This window comes from Marinimicrobium locisalis, from assembly GCF_039822625.1.
GTDB classification, from domain to species: Bacteria; Pseudomonadota; Gammaproteobacteria; order Pseudomonadales; family Cellvibrionaceae; genus Marinimicrobium; species Marinimicrobium locisalis.
The window spans coordinates 178,173-195,179 of the sequence record NZ_JBDLLG010000002.1 but is presented as its reverse complement, the minus strand read 5'-3'; the positions used below and the strand labels follow the sequence as shown (position 1 = coordinate 195,179).

Below are 17,007 nucleotides of genomic sequence, written 5' to 3'. Positions count from 1 at the left end.
CGCTGCCCCAGCACGACTTAGGCTTTACCCTTTCTGTAGTGAGCCGTCAGCGAATGTATCCACACACTCCGTATCCGGCTTTGGAAGGCTAATCAACCAGCCTCGAAGGTTCCTTACCACAACGTTCGAACAGCTCTCTTTGACGGTAACTCCCCTCTCAATCCGTAGGTCGCCACCCACGTCATGTCGGAAGGTTTCTGGTTGTTGATTATCCGCCTGCAACCGGTCTTTCATGTCATCTAGCGCGACCAATACGGAGACTTGATAAAGTTCCTTTAATACCACCTCAAGCCCTTTCCCCAGCAACTCCTTTTTGGTGGACGCACCAATAGAGCGATCAGAAACCACTTCTACCAGATTCTGGTAAACCGGCGGCGTCTGAGGGTCGCCAGGACTACGAAGAATCAAAACGTTTTTTACCGATAAGCTGCTAAGGTCTTCGGTAACGTAAAAAATGGGGTATGTTTCGATATGAGTAGACTCAACTTCAATGTCGCTCCGGCGTGGCTTTACCGAGAATTTGCCGTCCACTGACAACGTTGAAAGATCCATGCCTTGCAACGCTTCAACCTCCTCCGATAACGGTTGGAGCACTTGGTTGGCCTGCTCACGCAACTTTTCCAATTTTCGGTCTTGGGCGCCTTGGACCATTGTCGCATGAAGAGCGATTTGAGCGGCAACACCTCCAGCGCCTCCTGCCCCTGAGTAGAGAATATTCGCTGATTCCACGCTATCGTCATGAGAAGCGACCCCTCGAAACTCAATGCCCTCTGGGTTGGTGAAAACCACCGCCACAGGCTCTTGAACGAGAGTGGACGCCTCGGGGGCGTGCCTATAGACCGCATAATCGTCCGTCTGGACGGTTCCGCAACCCACGCCCAAAAGGCTACAAGTAACACAGGTCAGCATCGCCCACCGAATCATGTTCCCTCTCCAGCGACCTCTACGGGAGCTTCTTCGACGAGCGCATTGCTGATTTCCAGTTTTGCACGCTCGAGCGCCTCAAAGTAAGCCATGGTCACGCCAGGAAAGCTCGGCGGCTCCTTCCAGTCACCCTCAACCGGCACCCGAATGTGAATCGGGTCAAACAGGTAGTACTCATTAGTATTGAGGTCCACCATGTAAAGCGTTCCCGTGACGGCCCCCTGGGGAGAACTGGTAGGTACGTAATTGGAGTACGTTCGCTCTACGCCAATGTGGCCGAACTCAATCACCATCAAGTGGTCCGCATCGACGACTTCGCGCAAGGCCCGATAATCTTTCTTGGGATAGCCGGACTCCTTAGGAGATTTAAACTTCGGCAAGCGCTGCATGGGCTCTTCGATATTGACCCATTCAACGTCCATCCCACGTTCCTCAAGAGTGCCTTGAAGCCCTTTCACGGCAATTGATAATTCATCGGTGCTTAACGTTTTAGTGTGCCCGGAAACGGCATCGTTGGCGACTGCGGCCGCAGCCAAGCACAACAAACAGGATGCCCCTGGCATGGTCATCCTTGCGGTTTCAGGAAACGATTTCTGATAAATGGCAACCCTTGCCGGTTCGTCGTAATAGCCGTTCGTAAGGGCGATGGGGTCCCGAGGCGCTGTTGCGCAACCCGTACCAATAGCGATGAATGTCAGCAAAAGAATGAGCTTGGTTTTCATGGTTTTCTCCAATTTATTATGAGCTTTGACTACCGTTTTTACTCTGGACTACGCACGCGTTGCTAATGAGCAATAAGCTACGTCAGACAAATAAGGTCTGAATGTCAAAGAGGTTTTAGATCGCGTGGAGTTTCGGAAGGGAGAGAAGATGAAGATATATACGACAAGCCTCACATCCTTGCGAATAACACCTGCAAAACGACGTTCAAAGTGACATTTTTTAACATTTGCGCGACAAAAGCAACACTAATTCGCTTATTGCTTCGTTATATCAAGTGTTGATTTTTATGTTATAAATACCGCTATTTTTTATCTTTATTGGTTCTATTGGCGCGAGGATGCGCCTGATCGTAAACCTTCGCCAAGTGCTGGAAATCCAGATGGGTATAGACCTGGGTGGTGGAAATATTCGCGTGACCCAGCAGCTCCTGCACCAGCCGCAGGTCGCCACTGGATTCCAGCATGTGGCTGGCGAAGGAGTGGCGTAGCATGTGGGGATGGACGGGTTCGTCCATGTTCTGTTTGATGCTGAGTTGCTGCATTCTCAGCTGCACGGCGCGTGGGGTGAGGCGTTTGCCGCGCTGGCTGATGAACAGGGCGGACTCCTCCGCCGGGGCCATGGGGGCGCGTTCCTGGAGCCATGTTTTTAGCGCCGCCCGTGCGGGTTTGCCGACCGGCAGTTGTCGGGCTTTGTTGCCTTTACCGGTGACGATGACGGCGCCTTCTCGCAGGTCCACATCCTGTACGTTCAGGCCCACGGCTTCGGCCAGACGCAGGCCGGAGGAGTAGATCAGCTCCAGCAGGGCGCGGTCGCGGCAGCCGAGAAACCCTTCCTCTTTGACTTCCACGAACTGGGTGGCCTGGTCCACGTCCAGCACTTTGGGGAGCTTTTTGGCGACTTTCGGAGCTTGCAGGCCGTCTGCGGGGTTGGTTTTGAGCCAGCCTCTGCGAATGCCAAAGCGGAAGAAGGCCCGCATGGAGGAGAGCCAGCGGCGCAGGCTTTTGCCGCTGAGGCCCTTGCGGTGGAGGCTGGCGAGGTTTTCCCGCAGGTGGTGGACGGTGATGGTTTTGAGGTCGGTCAGTTCTCGGTGTTCGCAGTATTTCAGAAACTTGTCCAAATCCCGGGCGTAGGCGTCTTCGGTGCGCGGGGAAAGGTGTTTCTCGGTGCGCAGGTAGGTGAGGAAGGCGGTGCGCTCGGGTTGGAAGGGGTGGGACATAGGGGTTTTCCGCTATTGGCAACGGCGAAAGCCTTGGGAGTGGCGGATGCGCAGGCTTATCCGCCCTACGGATAGCCCAAGATTAGCGTGGGAGGTGGTCGGGGAGCAAGCGGTTGAGGACTTCGGCGATGTAGCCCAGGAATAGGGTGCCCATGCTGGAGCGGTAGTAGTGGGGGTCGCGGTTGCCGATGGCGAGCAGGCCATAGGCGTTGCCGTGGACCAGGGGCACGGTGGCGACGGAGCCGATTTGCCCGGCGTTGTCGCCGAACAGAAACTTCAACTCGCCCTCACCCAAAGTCCCGCACATGGCCCGGTTGTTTTTCAGCAGCGGGGCGATGTGTTTGCGGGCTTCGCTGATGGAAACCACGTCGGCTTGGCTGCCGGGGATCCGGTCGGGGTGGCCGAACAGCAGCAGGCTGGTGTAGTGGATGTTGAAGTCTTGATCAAAGCTGAAAAACAGGGCGTCGATTATATCGCCCATGTCCCGCCCTTCGAGTAGGGCGAGCACCAGTCGCTTGGTTTTGTCGAACAGTTTGTCGTTTTCCCGGGCGTTGTCGAGTAGCTTGCTCAAGCGGTGGCGCATATCCATGTTGCGCTCGCGCAGCACCGAGACTTGCCGCTCCACCAGCGACACCGCCGGCCCGCTTTCATGGGGCAGCTCCAGGTCCGCCAGCAGTTTGCGCTGCCGGACAAAGAAGTCCGGGTGGGCTTCCAGGTACTCGGCGACCTGTTCATCGGTCAACGTCGGCTGTCCGGTGGTGTGCTCGCTCATAGTAGGGCCTGACTATATTTTAACCTGTCCGTGAAACACCGTCGTCGCGGGGCCGGTCATGATAACGGAGTGGCCCGGGCCCGGCCAGGTGATGGTCAGGGTACCGCCGCGCAGGTGGACCTTAACCGTTTCATCCAGAATCTGGCGCAGCCGGCCCGCCACTACGGCGGCGCAGGCCCCGGTGCCGCAGGCCAGGGTTTCCCCGGCGCCGCGCTCGTACACCCGAAGGTTGATCTCCCCCGGGGTAACCATCTGCATAAAGCCCGCGTTCACCCGCCGGGGGAAACGTGGGTGGCTTTCGATCAGCGGGCCCAGCTCTTCCACCGGGGCGCTGTCGACTTTGTTCACCAGCAACACGGCGTGGGGGTTACCCATGGAGACCGCGGAAATGTCGATGGTCTGCCCGGGCAGCTCCAGGTCATAGCTGACTGCCTGCTCACCGCCCTCAAAGGGAACCTCCGCCGGGGCCAGCTTGGGCACCCCCATATCGACTTCCACTTCGCCGTTTGGGGTCACCTTTAGGGTCATGTCGCCCTCGGCGGTTTCCACGCGAATGGTGCGCTTGCCGGTCAGTTTTCGCTCCAGCACGAAGCGGGCGAAGCAACGGGCGCCGTTGCCGCAGTTTTCCACTTCGCCGCCGTCGGCGTTGAAAATGCGGTAGCGAAAATCCACATCCGGTCGGCCGGGAGGTTCCACCAGCAGTACCTGGTCACAGCCAACCCCGAAGTGGCGGTCGGCGAGCGCGCGAATTTTGTCTGCATTCAAACGCACTTTTTGGGTGACGCCGTCGATTACGACGAAGTCGTTCCCCAGGCCGTGCATTTTGGTAAAGCGCAGGCGCATGGTCTTTCCTTACTTAGCCGCCGACTTGGCGGCGGGCTCGGCGTCGGGGAGCAACTGCTCGCCGCGCAATTGATCGTCAATGGTTTCCCGGGCGCGGACCAGGTGAGCGTGATCACCATCCACCAGTACCTCGGCGGGGCGACCGCGGCTGTTGTAGTTGGAGCTCATGCCAAAGCCGTAGGCACCGGTCGAGAGCATGGCGAGCAGGTCGCCGGGCTTCAAGGCCAGTTCCCGGTTCTTACCCAGGAAGTCGCCGGTCTCGCAGACCGGGCCCACCAAGTCCCAGGTTTTGACCTCGCCGCCATGTTCGGTCACGGGAACGATGTCCTGCCAAGCCTGGTAGAGCGACGGGCGAATGTTGTCGTTCATTGCGCCATTAATAATGGCGAAATTCTTGTGCTCTGTGGGCTTGAGGTACAACACCTCGGTCAACATCACCCCGGCGTTGGCGGCGATGGAGCGGCCCGGCTCGAACAGGAGGCTGAGGGGGCGGTCCCCCAGCTTGGTTTTGATCGCCTCGATATAGTCGCCGACCGGCGGGGGCACTTCATCCCGATAGGTCACCCCCAGGCCGCCGCCCAGGTCCAGGTGGTGAATCTCAATGCCTTCTTCGGCCAGCTCATCCACCAGCACCAGCAGGCGATCCAGCGCATCCATAAAGGGGGCGAGCTGGGTCAGCTGGGAGCCGATGTGGCAGTCCAGCCCCTGCAAGGCAATGCCGGGCAGCTCGCGGGCCCGACGATAAACCGCCGGTGCGCGCTCAATGGCGACGCCGAACTTGTTCTCTTTAAGGCCGGTGGAAATGTAGGGGTGCGTTTGAGCATCCACATCCGGGTTGACCCGCAGGGAGATATTGGCGGTTTTGCCACGCTCCGAGGCGAGTTGGGAGAGTTGCTCCAGCTCGGCTTCGGACTCCACGTTGAAGCAGAAAATGCCCACTTCCAGGGCTCGGACCATTTCATCCGGGGTTTTGCCCACGCCGGAGAACACCACCCGAGCCGGATCGCCCCCCGCGCGCAGCACCCGCTCAAGCTCGCCGCCGGAGACAATGTCGAAGCCCGCCCCCAGGCGTACCAGCAAATCCAGCACGGCCAGGTTGGAATTGGCTTTAATGGCGTAGCACACCATACCGGGGTGGTTCCCCAGCGCCTCGGCGTAGGCCAGGTAGTGCTGGGTAAAGGCAGCCCGACTGTAAACGTAGGTGGGGGTTCCGAACTCCAGAGCCACTTGGCTCAAGGGGACGTCTTCCGCAAACAACTCGCCATTACGGCGTTCAAATGCGCGCATAATTTGTCTCAAAATCGGGGGTTAGTCGCCCTGGGTCTCGTCGCCAGCAGTCTGCTCGGGGCTCTCTTCCTCGGAGCTTTCCTTGAGGCTTTCCTCGGTGCCTTCCTCAGAGCTTTCAGCCGGCGGGGTGTCCTCGGCCTCTTCGGGCAGGTAGAGCGGGCCTTTTTGGCCGCAGCCCGCCAGGAGCAATGCCGAAAGGGCGATTGCACTGGCAAACGCACGGAAGTGGGCGGTGCGGTGGTGCAGGGGCATGGCGGCTCCTTCGGCTGTCCGGCGACATAAGGTCGGGCGAAACACTATTGGCTATAACAACATTGGGTAAAACAAGGCGGGCAGTATAACCCCGGGCCGACAGGGGCTCAATGTGAAACCCCGGGGCCGGCCTCTCGGGGGCGGGGAAGGGGCGCTCGGCCCCTGTGGGTTAAGGGGCGGGCTAGAAAATCTTATCCAGCCGATCCCGGTAGCGATCAAAGGCTTCGAATTGGGGCATGTGGCCGACATCCTTCAGCTCGAAAAGCGTGGCGTTGGGGATTTGTTCGGCGACCCGCTGCCCCAACTGATCATAGCGGCCCAGCTCGTAGTCCACTCCCGGTTTCTTCCAGCCGCGCCCCGGGCCGGTGGTATCCCGGGTCCCAATGATCAGGGTGGTGGGGACGCTGAGTTGGTCAAATTCGTTGGCCACCGCTCCGGTGAAGATGAGGTCATAGGTCAGCGCATTGTTCCAGGCCACCCGTTCCCAATCCGGGCCGTTAATCCAACCGGCGTGAATGGCCGTCAGCGCTTCGTATTCGGGTTTCCACTGACCGTCGTAATAGTTCTTTTTCTGGTAGGCGCGTACTTTGTCCAGGGTTTTGCCCAATTCTTGTTGGTAGAAGAAGTCGGGGTCTTTGTACTCGACGTAGCGAAGGTAGTCTTCCAACCCCACGGGGTTGACCAGCACCAGCTGTTCCACACTGTCGGCATACTGCAACGCGTAGCGGGTGGCCAGCATGCCGCCCATGGAGTGGCCCATGACGCTGACCCGCTCCAGGCCGAGCTTGTCCACCAGTGCCCGGGTATTGGCCGCCAGGGCTTCGAAGGAGAACTGGTAATGCGCCGGCTTGGAAGATTTGCCAAACCCGATCTGGTCCGGCATTAGCACGCCATAGCCTTGGCCATGGAGGTGGTTCGCGGTCTTTTCCCAGTAATCGGCGGCGAAATTCTTGCCGTGCAATAACAAGACGGTGGGCTTTTCGTCTTTGGCCGGCAGGTGCATATAGGCCATTTCCAGCCGCTGGCGCTGGCTGTCAAAGGCGAATGTATGCACATCGAAAGGGTAGGGGTAATCGCTCAACCGAGCATCGTAAGACGGGGTTTTGTCCTCGGCCATCGCCAAAGCGGACAAGGCCGCCAGGGCAAGGACCAGTACGGCGGCGTGCAAGCAACGGGGCATAGGGCATCTCCTTGAGGCGGGTTTCGGCCATAGACCCTATACCGACAAGCCCACCGCTGCAATCGTTCTACCGGGTGGCCCAGGCGCGCTCGCCTTCCTCATAGGGCATGCAGCCGTCATAGCGGCCGGGGATGGCGACATAGCGCAACACCTCGGTGCCGCCTACTTCGGAGGTAAAGAAGCCGAACAGCGTGAGCTGTTTGATCAGGGTAAAGTAATGGAGCCGACCACTGGCGGCGAGCACGGCCTTGGCTTCACGGTCCAGCTCACGAATCAGTTCCGTGCGCTGGGCCGTATCCAACGCCATAAAACGCTGGCCGTAACGGGCCTCGGCCGAGGCTTCCAGCTGCGGAAGGCCACCGTGGAATAGGGCCTGCTCCTGCGGGGTGTAGCAGTCAGTCACAAAGACTTTCATAAAGGCGCCGACCCGGGCGTCTTTCGCCCCCGGGGTGTCGGTGCGGGGCAGAATGGTTTCCGCCACTTCATCGAGCAGGCGCACGTCCTCTTCGGTGAAAGTGTATGTGGGGGGCTGCGCCTCCCGGCTGCCCGTCGCGCAGCCGGCCAACGCGGCGGTGCCGCCCACCATGGCGGTACCGGTGGCGGCGGTGATCAGTTTGAGCAGTTCGCGTCGGTTCATTACAGATTCCCCTTCTTCAGCTCTTTCACCGCGTGGTCCACCGCCCGGGCGGTCAGCGCCATGTAGGTTAATGACGGGTTCACGTTGGAGGCGGAGGTCATGCAGGCGCCGTCGGTGACAAACACGTTGGGGGCATCCCACACTTGGTTGTAGCCGTTGAGGACCGAGGTGTTCGGGTCGCGCCCCATGCGGGCGGTGCCCATCTCGTGAATGCCCTGGCCCGGGGTATAGCCCCAATCGCTCCCCTGCACGTTGGTAGCGCCGGCGGCTTCGAGGATGTCGATGGCATCCTGAATCATATCTCGACGCATTTGCCGCTCGTTTTCCTTGATCTCCACGTCCATGGCGAGCACGGGCAGGCCCCAGTGGTCCGTGACGTGCTTATCCAGGTAGATACGGTTGTCGTGGTAGGGGAGAATTTCCCCAAAGCCGGTCATGCCGATGATCCAGCCGCCGGGCTGGCTGAGCGCGTTTTTCAGGTCGGCGCCCACCTCGAATTCGGCCACGTCCCGGTCCCAGCGTTCGCGGCTGGCCGCACCCTGGTACCCAAAGCCGCGCCGGTAGGGGCGCTCCTCGCCCCCGAGGTTGCGAAAGCGGGGGATGTAAAACCCGGCGGGGCGGCGGCCGTAGTAATACTTGTCCTCATAGCCGTCAATCTCGCCGGAGGCGCCGCAGCGGAAGTGGTGGTCCATGACGTTGTGGCCCAACTCACCGCTGCGACTGCCGAGCCCGCCTTCCCACACGTCGGTGGCGGAGTTCATCAAAATCCACGTGGAGTTGAAGCTCGAGGCGTTCAGAAACACCACATCGGCGGTGTACTCGTAGGTCTGGTGGTTTTCGGCATCAATGACTTCCACCCCGGTGGCCCGTTTTTTGTCCTTGTCGTACAGAACCTGGCTGACGATGGAGAAGGGCCGCAGGGTCAGATTGCCGGTGTTCACCGCCGCCGGCAGGGTGGAGGATTGGGTACTGAAGTAAGCACCGAACGGGCATCCCAGCCAGCACTTGTTGCGATACTGGCAGTTGGCCCGGCCCTGTTCCGGCTTGGGCTGGGTAATGTTGGCCACGCGGCTGTGAATCAAGTGGCGCTTGCCGCCAAAGGCCTTTTCAATGCGCTTGGCCGCGTCTTTTTCCACGCAGTTAAGGGGGATAGGGGGCTGATACTGCCCATCCGGCAAGACGTTCAGCCCGTCGCGGTTGCCGGCGATGCCCGCGAACTTTTCCACATAGTCATACCAAGGCGCAAGGTCCTGGTAGCGGATGGGCCAGTCCACGGCAATGCCCTCGCGGGCGTTGGCCTCAAAGTCCATGGGGCTTAGGCGGTAGCTGTGTCGCCCCCACAGAAGGGAACGGCCCCCGACGTGGTAGCCCCGGTACCAATCGAAGCGCTGCTTCTCCACATAGGGGTTTTTTTGCTCGTCCGCCCACATGCCATAGGTGGACTCGTTGAGCGGGAAGTCCCGGCTGAGCACGGGGTAGTTCTCGATCATTTCCTGGGTGGGTCGGTCGCGGTGGGGATAGTCCCACACCTCCTTGGTGGCGTTTTTGTAATCCTTCACGTGCTCAATATTGCGCCCGCGTTCGAGCAGCAAGACTTTCAGGCCTTTCTCGGTCAACTCCTTGGCGGCCCAGCCGCCGCTGATTCCGGAACCCACCACAATTGCGTCGTAATGATTATTCGCCATGGTATTTCTCTGCCACCCGTGTCTGCCATCAATGAATGGTTGTGCGCCCGGCCTGCCGGGTTATACATCGCATCGTCGAATAGCCGAGTACAGGGACTCGATCTTTTCCTCGTCCGTGGCGCGTTGCGGGATGAATTCCTGAGCCACATACCCCTCAAAACCGACCGATTCGATGGCGCGCATAATGGCAGGGTAGTTTAGCTCTTGGGTGTCGTCGATTTCGTGGCGACCCGGCACACCGGCGGTATGGTAGTGGCCAAAGTATTGGTGGTGGTCGCGAATCGTGCGGATGATGTCGCCTTCCATAATCTGCATATGGTAGATGTCATACAGCAATTTAAAGTTGGGCGAGTCCAGCCGTTTGCACAGCTCAATGCCCCAAGCGGAGCTGTCGCACAGGTAATCCGGGTGATCGACTTTGCTGTTGAACAACTCCATTTGCAGCACCACGCCGCGCTTCTCCGCCTGGGCCAGAACCTGTTTCAAGCCTTTGACCGCCGCTTTGAGCCCATCCTCCGGGTCCAGACCCCGGGCGTTGCCGCTAAAGCAAATAAGGTTGCGGTAACCCGCCTCGCTCACCAGCTCGATGTGTTTGCGATAGCTCTCGATAAGGGCGCTATGGTGCTCGGCGTTGCCCCAGCCTTCCTCCAGGCTGGGCTCGGCACCGTTACACATGGAAGAGTCCACGCCGTGCTCTTTCAGTATAGGCCACTCCCCCGGGCCGATCAGGTCGATGGCCGAGAAGCCGATGCGCTTGACCAGCTGACAAAGCTCTTCCACGGACAGGAAGTTATAGCTCCAGCGGGCGACGGAATGGTGGATATTGCCTTTCAGGGGCTCGGAGCCCGCCGAAGCGGCGCTAATACCATCGCCCCTAGCCAAAGCGCTGGAGCCGAGGGTACCCAAGGCGCCGAGGCCGGTAACCCCCAGAGCGCTGGCAACCGCGCCGCGCAATAGGGCACGACGCTTAATGGCATCGGTCATGGTGGGGCCTTCCTGTTATCAATTATTAATGAAAGCGAAATATTATATGATATTTAAATGCCAAGATTACCCCCATACTCCACCGAATTCCAGAGTCCCATGAATTTTTACTCGGCTTTACACTTCGGCCAAGGCGGCATTCAGGCGCTGCTCCAGTTGTGCTTTCAGGTCCAGGTAATGGCTGAGCTGCAAACCCAATTGCGGGGCCAATAAATCCCGGCACTCGCTCAGGTCCAGGTCGGTAATGTAGCAGGGGTAGCGCTCTCCCAGGCGACGTTGCGAGAGAATATACCCGGCGACCGCCCGGAACAGCTCATCGCCGTAATCCAGCGCCGAAAACTCCCGGCCGTTCCAGTAGAGGGTGTAGAGGATGTCGCCCTCGGGCCCGGGCTCGGCAATCACCTGAAGGTCAATGAAGGGTAAGCGAGCAATGTCTCCCGCGCCGGCTCGCTCTTCCTGGTAACCCCTTCCCTGGTCGATTGGGCCACAAAGCTCGAACAGGCGAACGGCGGGCGAGGCGGCACCGGCCCCTCGATCGGAACTGGCCGCCAGCCGCGCCAGCACCGCTCGCAGAAAGTGATGCAACGGGCGCAACAGGGTCGTGTGGCGGTAAAAGCTCAGCCGAGTCACCAGCAGGGTGCCGAGCTCATCCACCAGCGTAATTTCCGCCGCTTCCCCCACCACCTGATAGAACAAATAGACCCCCGGCTGGCGAACGCATTCGGCCATCAGTTTCAGGGGTTTATCGCGTAGGGCGTAGCGGTCGACCACGATGGGGCTGTACTCAAGCTGGGGGTTGCTCAGTTTATCAATCAGTGCCTCGTAGCTACCGTAGCGGGTCACATGAGGCTGTTGCTGCAAAAATTGAATCAGAATATAGCTGTCCGCCGTTTCCAGAACGTAGCGGCTCGTGGCCGGGCGGGTGCCCGAATAGTAGCAGCCGACGATGTCCTGCCAAAGCTCTTCCAGGCGCTGGACCACCAGGTTCCCCTGGCTGCCGAGACAGCGAATACTCACTTCCGGGGGTGCAACGCCGCGCCCGGGCGGCGCCAAGCGCAGGTAATATTGCAGGCCGTTGGTGATCGCATCCTGGTCGTAGTGGCGGCACAGCACCTCCCGCCAGCTGTTGAGCTGAACCAGGTCCAGGGCCTGTACCAGGTTCTCGTGCAGGCCGCTGAAGTCCAGTGCATCACTCTGGCTGCTGAGCATTTGCAGGCCGCGCTCGTGTAGCCGCCGCTGGGGCTCCACCCCCAGGTTGAATAGCAAGAGCAGGCGCTCAGCGCGGGCGCCGGTTTGAAACGGCTCGTGGGTCTGACTGACCCGGGGTAGGGGCAGCCATTGGCTCAGCCACTGCCACAGTTGCTGGCGCTGAGGGGCGGAAAGACTGACCTCTCCTCCCTGAACGTCGAACCAGGTCCCGGCCGTCATGACGCCATTGCCGTAACTCCACAGCAACAGCTCGCTTAAATGGCGGGCCCGCTTGAGCGGCGTGCCTTCGGGGTGCCCGTCGCGGCTGCGGAAGATGGCCCAGAAGCGTGGGGTACCCGGCGCGCTCTCCGGCTCTTGCACAAAGAGCAGGGCCGGTTCGGCCATGTCTTGGGAAATGTCGGGGTTGAGCCACTCCACCTTGCCGGCTTTGCGCTCGAAGGCGGCGTGGAGCTTGCGGCCCAAAATCATAAGCTCTTCATCGCTGATACGGGCCTCGGCGCTGTCTTTGCTGATGGCGCTGATCATCCGGTAGCTGGCACTGAGCTCCGCCACCAGCCGGCTGCGCTCGCGTATGACATCCGGCACTTTCCACTGACGTCGTTGGTCCAGCCGCGTCAGCTCTTCCCGGCTCCAGCCCCACTCGGCTACTAGGCGTTCGAGCAGCTGCCGCTGCCAGGACTTCGCGCCAGAGCGAGGCGGGCGGGTCAGGGGCTTGTCCACTTTAAAGTAGAGACAACGCCGGGCCAGCTCCAGGCGGGAGGGGTCTTCATCCGCCGCCTTGAGGTAGGACTCCAGGCGCCGGTAGATCATCAGGTAAGGGTCAAGCTCGTCGGGGACAGGGGGTTGCTGGTAGACCGCCTCCTTGAAGGTCAGCGCCAGCGGCCGCCGCTCCGGCCCACGAGTGTAAGCTTCCAGTAGCATCAGCTTCAGCACGGACTTGTGGGGAGATTCGATGCCCTTGTACAGGTGCCAGATGCCGGCGCCCACAAATTCGTCGGTGGGGATATCCGGTAGGCCACCGAAGTCGATCACTTCCCCGGCGTTAAGGAAACGCTGATGCAACAGCCGGTGAGCGTGGTGGGCATAGTCCGCCTCGCAGCGGGCCGGCACAAACCACCACAAAGGCAGTTTGCCGCCAAGCCAGAGCGCCGTGCGGTAGAACTCGTCCAATAGCAGAAAGCGCTGAGCCGTACCGCTGCCCTCGGCGCTCAGTTGGCCCAGCTGGCCGGTGCGAAAGTGACCCGGCTCCATCAGGAAGAAGTGCAGTTCCAGGCGCAGATGCTCCTCGGCCCAGCGGGAGAGCTGCTGACACTTGCGCAGCAGTTGATCCCGCCCGCCCCGTTCGAGCTCGGGGCGGTGGCAAACCCAAACATCCAGGTCACTGCCTTCGCTCTGGGCGATGGTCCCCACGCTGCCCATCACGAACAGCGCTTCAATGTCCGCCGTTCGGGCGCTCGGGTCCCGGCCGTGATGAAAGCTGCGGGCCAGGACGCGAGCGCGGCGAATATTGTCTTTTTCGGGTGTGTAACCACTCACTCCCGAGGGCGTACTGTGGGAGACGTAACCGGGAAGCATGGGATGATTGACGTGGAACATCAGCGGCAGTAGTGCCACCAGGTCTTGCTGGCGTTCGCTCAGCCCCGCCAGCATCCGGCGGTGGCGTTCACGGTTGAGTTTGAGAAAGCGCTGGCGGAGGTGCTTGAGCTGGTGACGATCCAGGCCCGCGTCAATATCGTCCAGCTCAATAACCTGAGAGCGCATCCCCCGGCCCCCAACGGCTATTTATGTCCGGGGGTGGTGGCGGCCGAGCGCACCACTTGGGCCAGGGTGCGGTAGAGCAACGCCGGCTTGATGGGTTTGCTAATGTAGTCGTTCATGCCCTCCGCCAGGCAGCGTTCACGATCACCGCGCAGGGCCTGGGCGGTCAGGGCCACAATGGGGATATCGGGGCGCTGGTGGCCGGCGCGAATGATGCGAGTGGCCTCGTAGCCGTCCACTTCCGGCATCTCTAAATCCATCAAAATCACATCGTACCGGTCCACCTCCCGGTAATAGCGCTCCAGCGCCTCGCGTCCGTCAGTGGCCAGGGTGACGACCACGCCTCGCTTGGCGAGAATGCCCTGGGCGACTTGTTGATTCACCCGGTTGTCCTCGGCCAACAGCACTCGCAAGCCGTTGAGAACTTCCTCCTCGCTCACGGCGGGGGGCTCGTCCGCGCCAGGGTCCACCAGCCGATTGGAAAAAATCTGGCTAAGGGCGTCGAACAGGCGGGACTCGCTCACCGGCTTGTTCAGGAAACCGTCCACCCGTTCGGCGTTATCAGTGCCGTTGAAAATCTCGTCCCGGTGGTAGGAGGAGATCAGCAGCACCTGGGGCGGCTGACTCAGGCCCGCTTCGGACTTGAGCTGGATGGTCGCCTCCAGACCGTTGACCTCCGGCATTTGGTAATCCATTAGCACTAGGTCGTAGGGGCGTCCCCTCTCTTCAGCCGCCCGGACCTGTTTGAGCGCGGCCGCGGCGCTGTCGGCTTCGTCCGCTGCTATGTGCATGCTCTGCAGGGTGCGACCGATGATTTCCCGGGCGAGCGCGTTGTCATCCACGATCAGCGCGCGCAGATGCTCAAAGCGGTTGGGTTCTTCTTTCAGGGTTTTGGCGCCGATTTGGCTATGCTCAAACCAAGCGGTAAAACTGATCCGGCAGCCCTTGCCCGGCTCGCTGTCGATGTCCAGCCGCCCGCTCATCAGGCGAATCAGGTGGTAGCAGATGGCAAGGCCGGTGCTGCTATGGAGCCCGGTCTGGGAAAGCAACTCTCCGGAGGCCATGGCATTGAAGCGGGCTTCGAGCTTGGCCACCTGCTCGGCGCTCATGCCCACCCCAAAGTCGGTAATACTGAACTGGAGCTTGACGCCCTCCACCGAGGTTTCCATCTGGCGCACGCTCAATAGCACCTGCTGGCTGGTGGAGTATTGCAGGGCGTTATCCACCAAGTGGCTGAGAATTTGTCCCAGACGGGCGGTGTCCCCCCGCAGAAACCGGGGCACCTCCGAGTGCAGGTCGTAGGTGATGTCTACCTGGCGATGGCCGGCGCTCACTTCGAACAGGCGCGAGAGCTTTTCCAGCACCTGTTCCAGGTCAAAGTGGGCGTTTTCCAACACAATGCGCCCGCTCTCGATCTTGGAAAAATCCAGCACTTGGTTAATGATGTGCAACAGAGAGTCCGCCGCGGAGCCCATGCTGTCCAGGTAGCTGCGCTGCTGGTCGTTCAGAGGCGTGTCACGCAACAGGTGACCCAGACCAATAATGGCATTCATCGGGGTGCGAATCTCATGGCTCATTCGCGCCAGAAATTCGCTTTTGGTGCGGTTAGCCAGGTCGGCTTGGGTGCGGGCGGCGATCAGCGCCTCCTGGGTACGGCGCCACTGCTCCGGGCCGGTGGAAGCGGAGGCGTCATCCGCCGCTTTCCGGGCCTTAAGCTGTGCCAGCTCCTGCTCCAGCTGGCGAATGCGCTCCTGCAAGGATGCCTTATCTGTCGCCATGGTTTGAATACCGATGGGGGTTGGTCACTTCGGCGCTGGTACCACCGCTGCTATACGCGAAGTCAGCGGCGTTTTGCCCACTATACTCCCAAAGGCGACCGGAAAACTCGGGTGGCGCCCATAAATCCGATAGGTCGCTATCGGTAATCGAAGGTGATCCTTAAGGCTAGAACACTTTGAGGCGTTTTGCCAAAGGATTTGGATGCGCAAAAACAATAAGGTTATTGAATGAACGATCAACTTTCTCCCTTCTCCCGCACCGACTGGCTTAGCGGGGCGCTCGGTGTGGTCGGGCTGGCACTGGTGCTGTGGCTGCCCAGCCCCGAGGGCCTCTCTCCCAGCGCTTGGCATGCCCTGGGGCTGACTTGGCTGATGGCGGTGTTTTGGATTGCGGAAACGTTGCCGCTGGCGGTCACCGCGCTGTTGCCCATTGTCCTGGGGCCGCTGCTGGGTCTGGCAGCGCCCCCAGAGGTTACCCGCGCCTATGCCCATCCCCTGATTTTTCTGTTTCTGGGGGGCTTCGTTCTGGGCCTGGCCATGGAGCGTTGGCGTTTGCACGAGCGCATTGCGCTCTGGATTCTCTCGGCCGTGGGCGGCACCACACAGCGCGAAATCGCCGGCTTTATGCTCGCCACCGCGTTTTTAAGCATGTGGGTGAGCAATACGGCCACCAGTATTATGATGCTGCCGATTGCCCTGTCAGTGATTCAAGTGAAAACCCCTCGGGACGCCCGCCAGGGCAACCCTTACGCCGTGGCGTTGCTACTGTCGGTGGCCTACGCCGCCAGCATCGGGGGCATAGCCACCTTGATTGGCACGCCGCCCAATGCGTTGCTCGCGGCCTATTTGTCCGACCAACACCAGATTGAGCTCGGTTTCGGCGAATGGATGCTGATCGGCCTGCCGGTCAGCATCCTGATGCTTGCGCTCGCCTGGGTCTGGCTCACCCAAGTGGTGGCGCGGGGCAAGACCGGGGGCACGGCGGCGGCCGTTGCTCACTCGGACAGCGGGCGGGCGCTATTTCGGGAGCAACTCTCGGCTTTGGGCCCGCTGACCCGAATGGAGCGGCGGGTCGCCCTGGTGTTCGTGGTAACGGCAGCGGCCTGGATGAGTCAGCCGCTGCTGGCCCAGTGGCTGCCGGCGGAGACGGTGACCGATACCGGTATCGCCATTGCCTGCGCCATCGCCCTGCATCTGCTGCCGGCCGGAGACGGCAAAAACCGGCTGATGAACTGGGAGAGCTCGCAAAAGCTACCCTGGGGCGTGCTCTTGCTCTTTGGCGGGGGCTTGGCGCTGGCCGGCATTATTCAGGAGTCGGGCCTGGCGCAAGCCATTGCCTCGGGCTTGGAACAGCTCGACCGCTGGCCCATGGTAGCGATCGTCGCCGCCGTCACCGTGATCTTTCTCACCGAAGTGACCAGCAACACCGCCACGGCGGCGGCCTTCATGCCGCTGTTGGGCGCCCTGGCACTGGCCCTCGGTCTGCCGCCGCAGGCGCTGGCCGTACCCGCCGCCATTGCGGCCAGCTGTGCCTTTATGCTGCCGGTGGCCACGCCCCCCAACGCCATTGTATTCGGTTCGGGCCAACTCACGGTCCGGCAGATGGCTTCCGCCGGGCTGGCACTGAACCTGATGGGGGCCGCGCTGGTTACGGCGACTGGCACCTTGTTGATTTATTGGGACGTGTTTTAACGCCGTGGTCGACCGGGTTGCTGTGGGGAGCGTTTGTCGGATTAGCCGCAGGCATAATCCGACAGCC

General features: G+C 60.6%; 14 protein-coding genes. 1 reads left to right on the top strand and 13 read right to left on the bottom strand.

What is annotated here, in order from left to right; translation table 11 throughout:
- Positions 1–24: 24 nt before the first annotated feature.
- The 13 genes from AAE514_RS02590 to AAE514_RS02530 form a co-directional block, all read right to left on the bottom strand.
- Positions 25–924 carry a hypothetical protein gene (locus AAE514_RS02590; protein ID WP_347329945.1) on the bottom strand — a complete coding sequence of 300 codons (900 nt, stop codon included), beginning with the start codon at positions 922–924 and terminating at the stop codon, positions 25–27.
- Complete coding sequence (locus AAE514_RS02585; RefSeq protein ID WP_347329944.1) at positions 921–1,646, bottom strand: hypothetical protein; 726 nt, start codon at positions 1,644–1,646, stop codon at positions 921–923. Before AAE514_RS02585 ends, AAE514_RS02590 begins: the two co-directional genes overlap by 4 nt.
- A 302-nt stretch (positions 1,647–1,948) precedes the next feature.
- Positions 1,949–2,863, bottom strand: coding sequence for a tyrosine recombinase XerC (xerC, locus tag AAE514_RS02580; protein ID WP_347329943.1), 915 nt, complete (start codon positions 2,861–2,863; stop codon positions 1,949–1,951).
- An 82-nt stretch (positions 2,864–2,945) separates the two neighbouring features.
- Complete coding sequence (locus tag AAE514_RS02575) at positions 2,946–3,635, bottom strand: DUF484 family protein (RefSeq protein ID WP_347329942.1); 690 nt, start codon at positions 3,633–3,635, stop codon at positions 2,946–2,948.
- Positions 3,636–3,647: 12 nt separating this feature from the next.
- Positions 3,648–4,478, bottom strand: a complete 831-nt coding sequence (gene dapF, locus AAE514_RS02570; protein ID WP_347329941.1) for a diaminopimelate epimerase — start codon at positions 4,476–4,478, stop codon at positions 3,648–3,650.
- A 9-nt stretch (positions 4,479–4,487) separates the two neighbouring features.
- Positions 4,488–5,765 carry a diaminopimelate decarboxylase gene (gene lysA, locus AAE514_RS02565; protein ID WP_347329940.1) on the bottom strand — a complete coding sequence of 426 codons (1,278 nt, stop codon included), beginning with the start codon at positions 5,763–5,765 and terminating at the stop codon, positions 4,488–4,490.
- Between the two features lie 21 nt (positions 5,766–5,786).
- A complete protein-coding gene (gene lptM, locus AAE514_RS02560) occupies positions 5,787–6,017 on the bottom strand; it encodes an LPS translocon maturation chaperone LptM (protein ID WP_347329939.1) in 231 nt (76 codons plus the stop codon).
- 181 nt (positions 6,018–6,198) lie between these two features.
- Positions 6,199–7,197: an alpha/beta fold hydrolase gene (locus AAE514_RS02555; RefSeq protein WP_347329938.1), complete on the bottom strand. Its 999-nt coding sequence runs from the start codon at positions 7,195–7,197 to the stop codon at positions 6,199–6,201.
- A 67-nt stretch (positions 7,198–7,264) separates the two neighbouring features.
- Entirely contained in the window at positions 7,265–7,834 is a 570-nt protein-coding gene (locus AAE514_RS02550; protein WP_347329937.1) for a gluconate 2-dehydrogenase subunit 3 family protein, read from the bottom strand.
- A complete protein-coding gene (locus AAE514_RS02545) occupies positions 7,834–9,519 on the bottom strand; it encodes a GMC oxidoreductase (protein ID WP_347329936.1) in 1,686 nt (561 codons plus the stop codon). The genes AAE514_RS02550 and AAE514_RS02545 overlap by 1 nt, the downstream gene beginning before the upstream one ends.
- A 60-nt stretch (positions 9,520–9,579) precedes the next feature.
- Positions 9,580–10,503: a hydroxypyruvate isomerase family protein gene (locus tag AAE514_RS02540; RefSeq protein WP_347329935.1), complete on the bottom strand. Its 924-nt coding sequence runs from the start codon at positions 10,501–10,503 to the stop codon at positions 9,580–9,582.
- 117 nt (positions 10,504–10,620) lie between these two features.
- Positions 10,621–13,473 (bottom strand): class I adenylate cyclase domain-containing protein, encoded by a 2,853-nt coding sequence (locus tag AAE514_RS02535; protein ID WP_347329934.1) that lies wholly within the window; start codon positions 13,471–13,473, stop codon positions 10,621–10,623.
- Positions 13,474–13,490: 17 nt separating this feature from the next.
- Positions 13,491–15,248 (bottom strand): response regulator, encoded by a 1,758-nt coding sequence (locus AAE514_RS02530; protein WP_347329933.1) that lies wholly within the window; start codon positions 15,246–15,248, stop codon positions 13,491–13,493.
- 228 nt (positions 15,249–15,476) lie between these two features.
- Here AAE514_RS02530 and AAE514_RS02525 point away from each other — a divergent pair, with 228 nt between their 5' ends.
- On the top strand, positions 15,477–16,940 hold the full coding sequence (locus tag AAE514_RS02525; RefSeq protein WP_347329932.1) for an SLC13 family permease: 1,464 nt from the start codon (positions 15,477–15,479) through the stop codon (positions 16,938–16,940).
- The last annotated feature ends 67 nt before the right edge of the window (positions 16,941–17,007 follow it).

Excerpts from the sequence above, each read along its gene's own strand:
- AAE514_RS02555 (WP_347329938.1), bottom strand. The coding sequence starts at position 7,197 with ATGCCCCGTTGCTTGCACGCCGCCGTACTGGTCCTTGCCCTGGCGGCC.
- AAE514_RS02525 (WP_347329932.1), top strand. The coding sequence starts at position 15,477 with ATGAACGATCAACTTTCTCCCTTCTCCCGCACCGACTGGCTTAGCGGG.
- AAE514_RS02585 (WP_347329944.1), bottom strand. The coding sequence starts at position 1,646 with ATGAAAACCAAGCTCATTCTTTTGCTGACATTCATCGCTATTGGTACG.
- AAE514_RS02540 (WP_347329935.1), bottom strand. The coding sequence starts at position 10,503 with ATGACCGATGCCATTAAGCGTCGTGCCCTATTGCGCGGCGCGGTTGCC.
- AAE514_RS02575 (WP_347329942.1), bottom strand. The coding sequence starts at position 3,635 with ATGAGCGAGCACACCACCGGACAGCCGACGTTGACCGATGAACAGGTC.
- xerC (WP_347329943.1), bottom strand. The coding sequence starts at position 2,863 with ATGTCCCACCCCTTCCAACCCGAGCGCACCGCCTTCCTCACCTACCTG.
- AAE514_RS02535 (WP_347329934.1), bottom strand. The coding sequence starts at position 13,473 with ATGCGCTCTCAGGTTATTGAGCTGGACGATATTGACGCGGGCCTGGAT.
- lptM (WP_347329939.1), bottom strand. The coding sequence starts at position 6,017 with ATGCCCCTGCACCACCGCACCGCCCACTTCCGTGCGTTTGCCAGTGCA.
- dapF (WP_347329941.1), bottom strand. The coding sequence starts at position 4,478 with ATGCGCCTGCGCTTTACCAAAATGCACGGCCTGGGGAACGACTTCGTC.
- AAE514_RS02545 (WP_347329936.1), bottom strand. The coding sequence starts at position 9,519 with ATGGCGAATAATCATTACGACGCAATTGTGGTGGGTTCCGGAATCAGC.
- AAE514_RS02590 (WP_347329945.1), bottom strand. The coding sequence starts at position 924 with ATGATTCGGTGGGCGATGCTGACCTGTGTTACTTGTAGCCTTTTGGGC.
- lysA (WP_347329940.1), bottom strand. The coding sequence starts at position 5,765 with ATGCGCGCATTTGAACGCCGTAATGGCGAGTTGTTTGCGGAAGACGTC.
- AAE514_RS02530 (WP_347329933.1), bottom strand. The coding sequence starts at position 15,248 with ATGGCGACAGATAAGGCATCCTTGCAGGAGCGCATTCGCCAGCTGGAG.
- AAE514_RS02550 (WP_347329937.1), bottom strand. The coding sequence starts at position 7,834 with ATGAACCGACGCGAACTGCTCAAACTGATCACCGCCGCCACCGGTACC.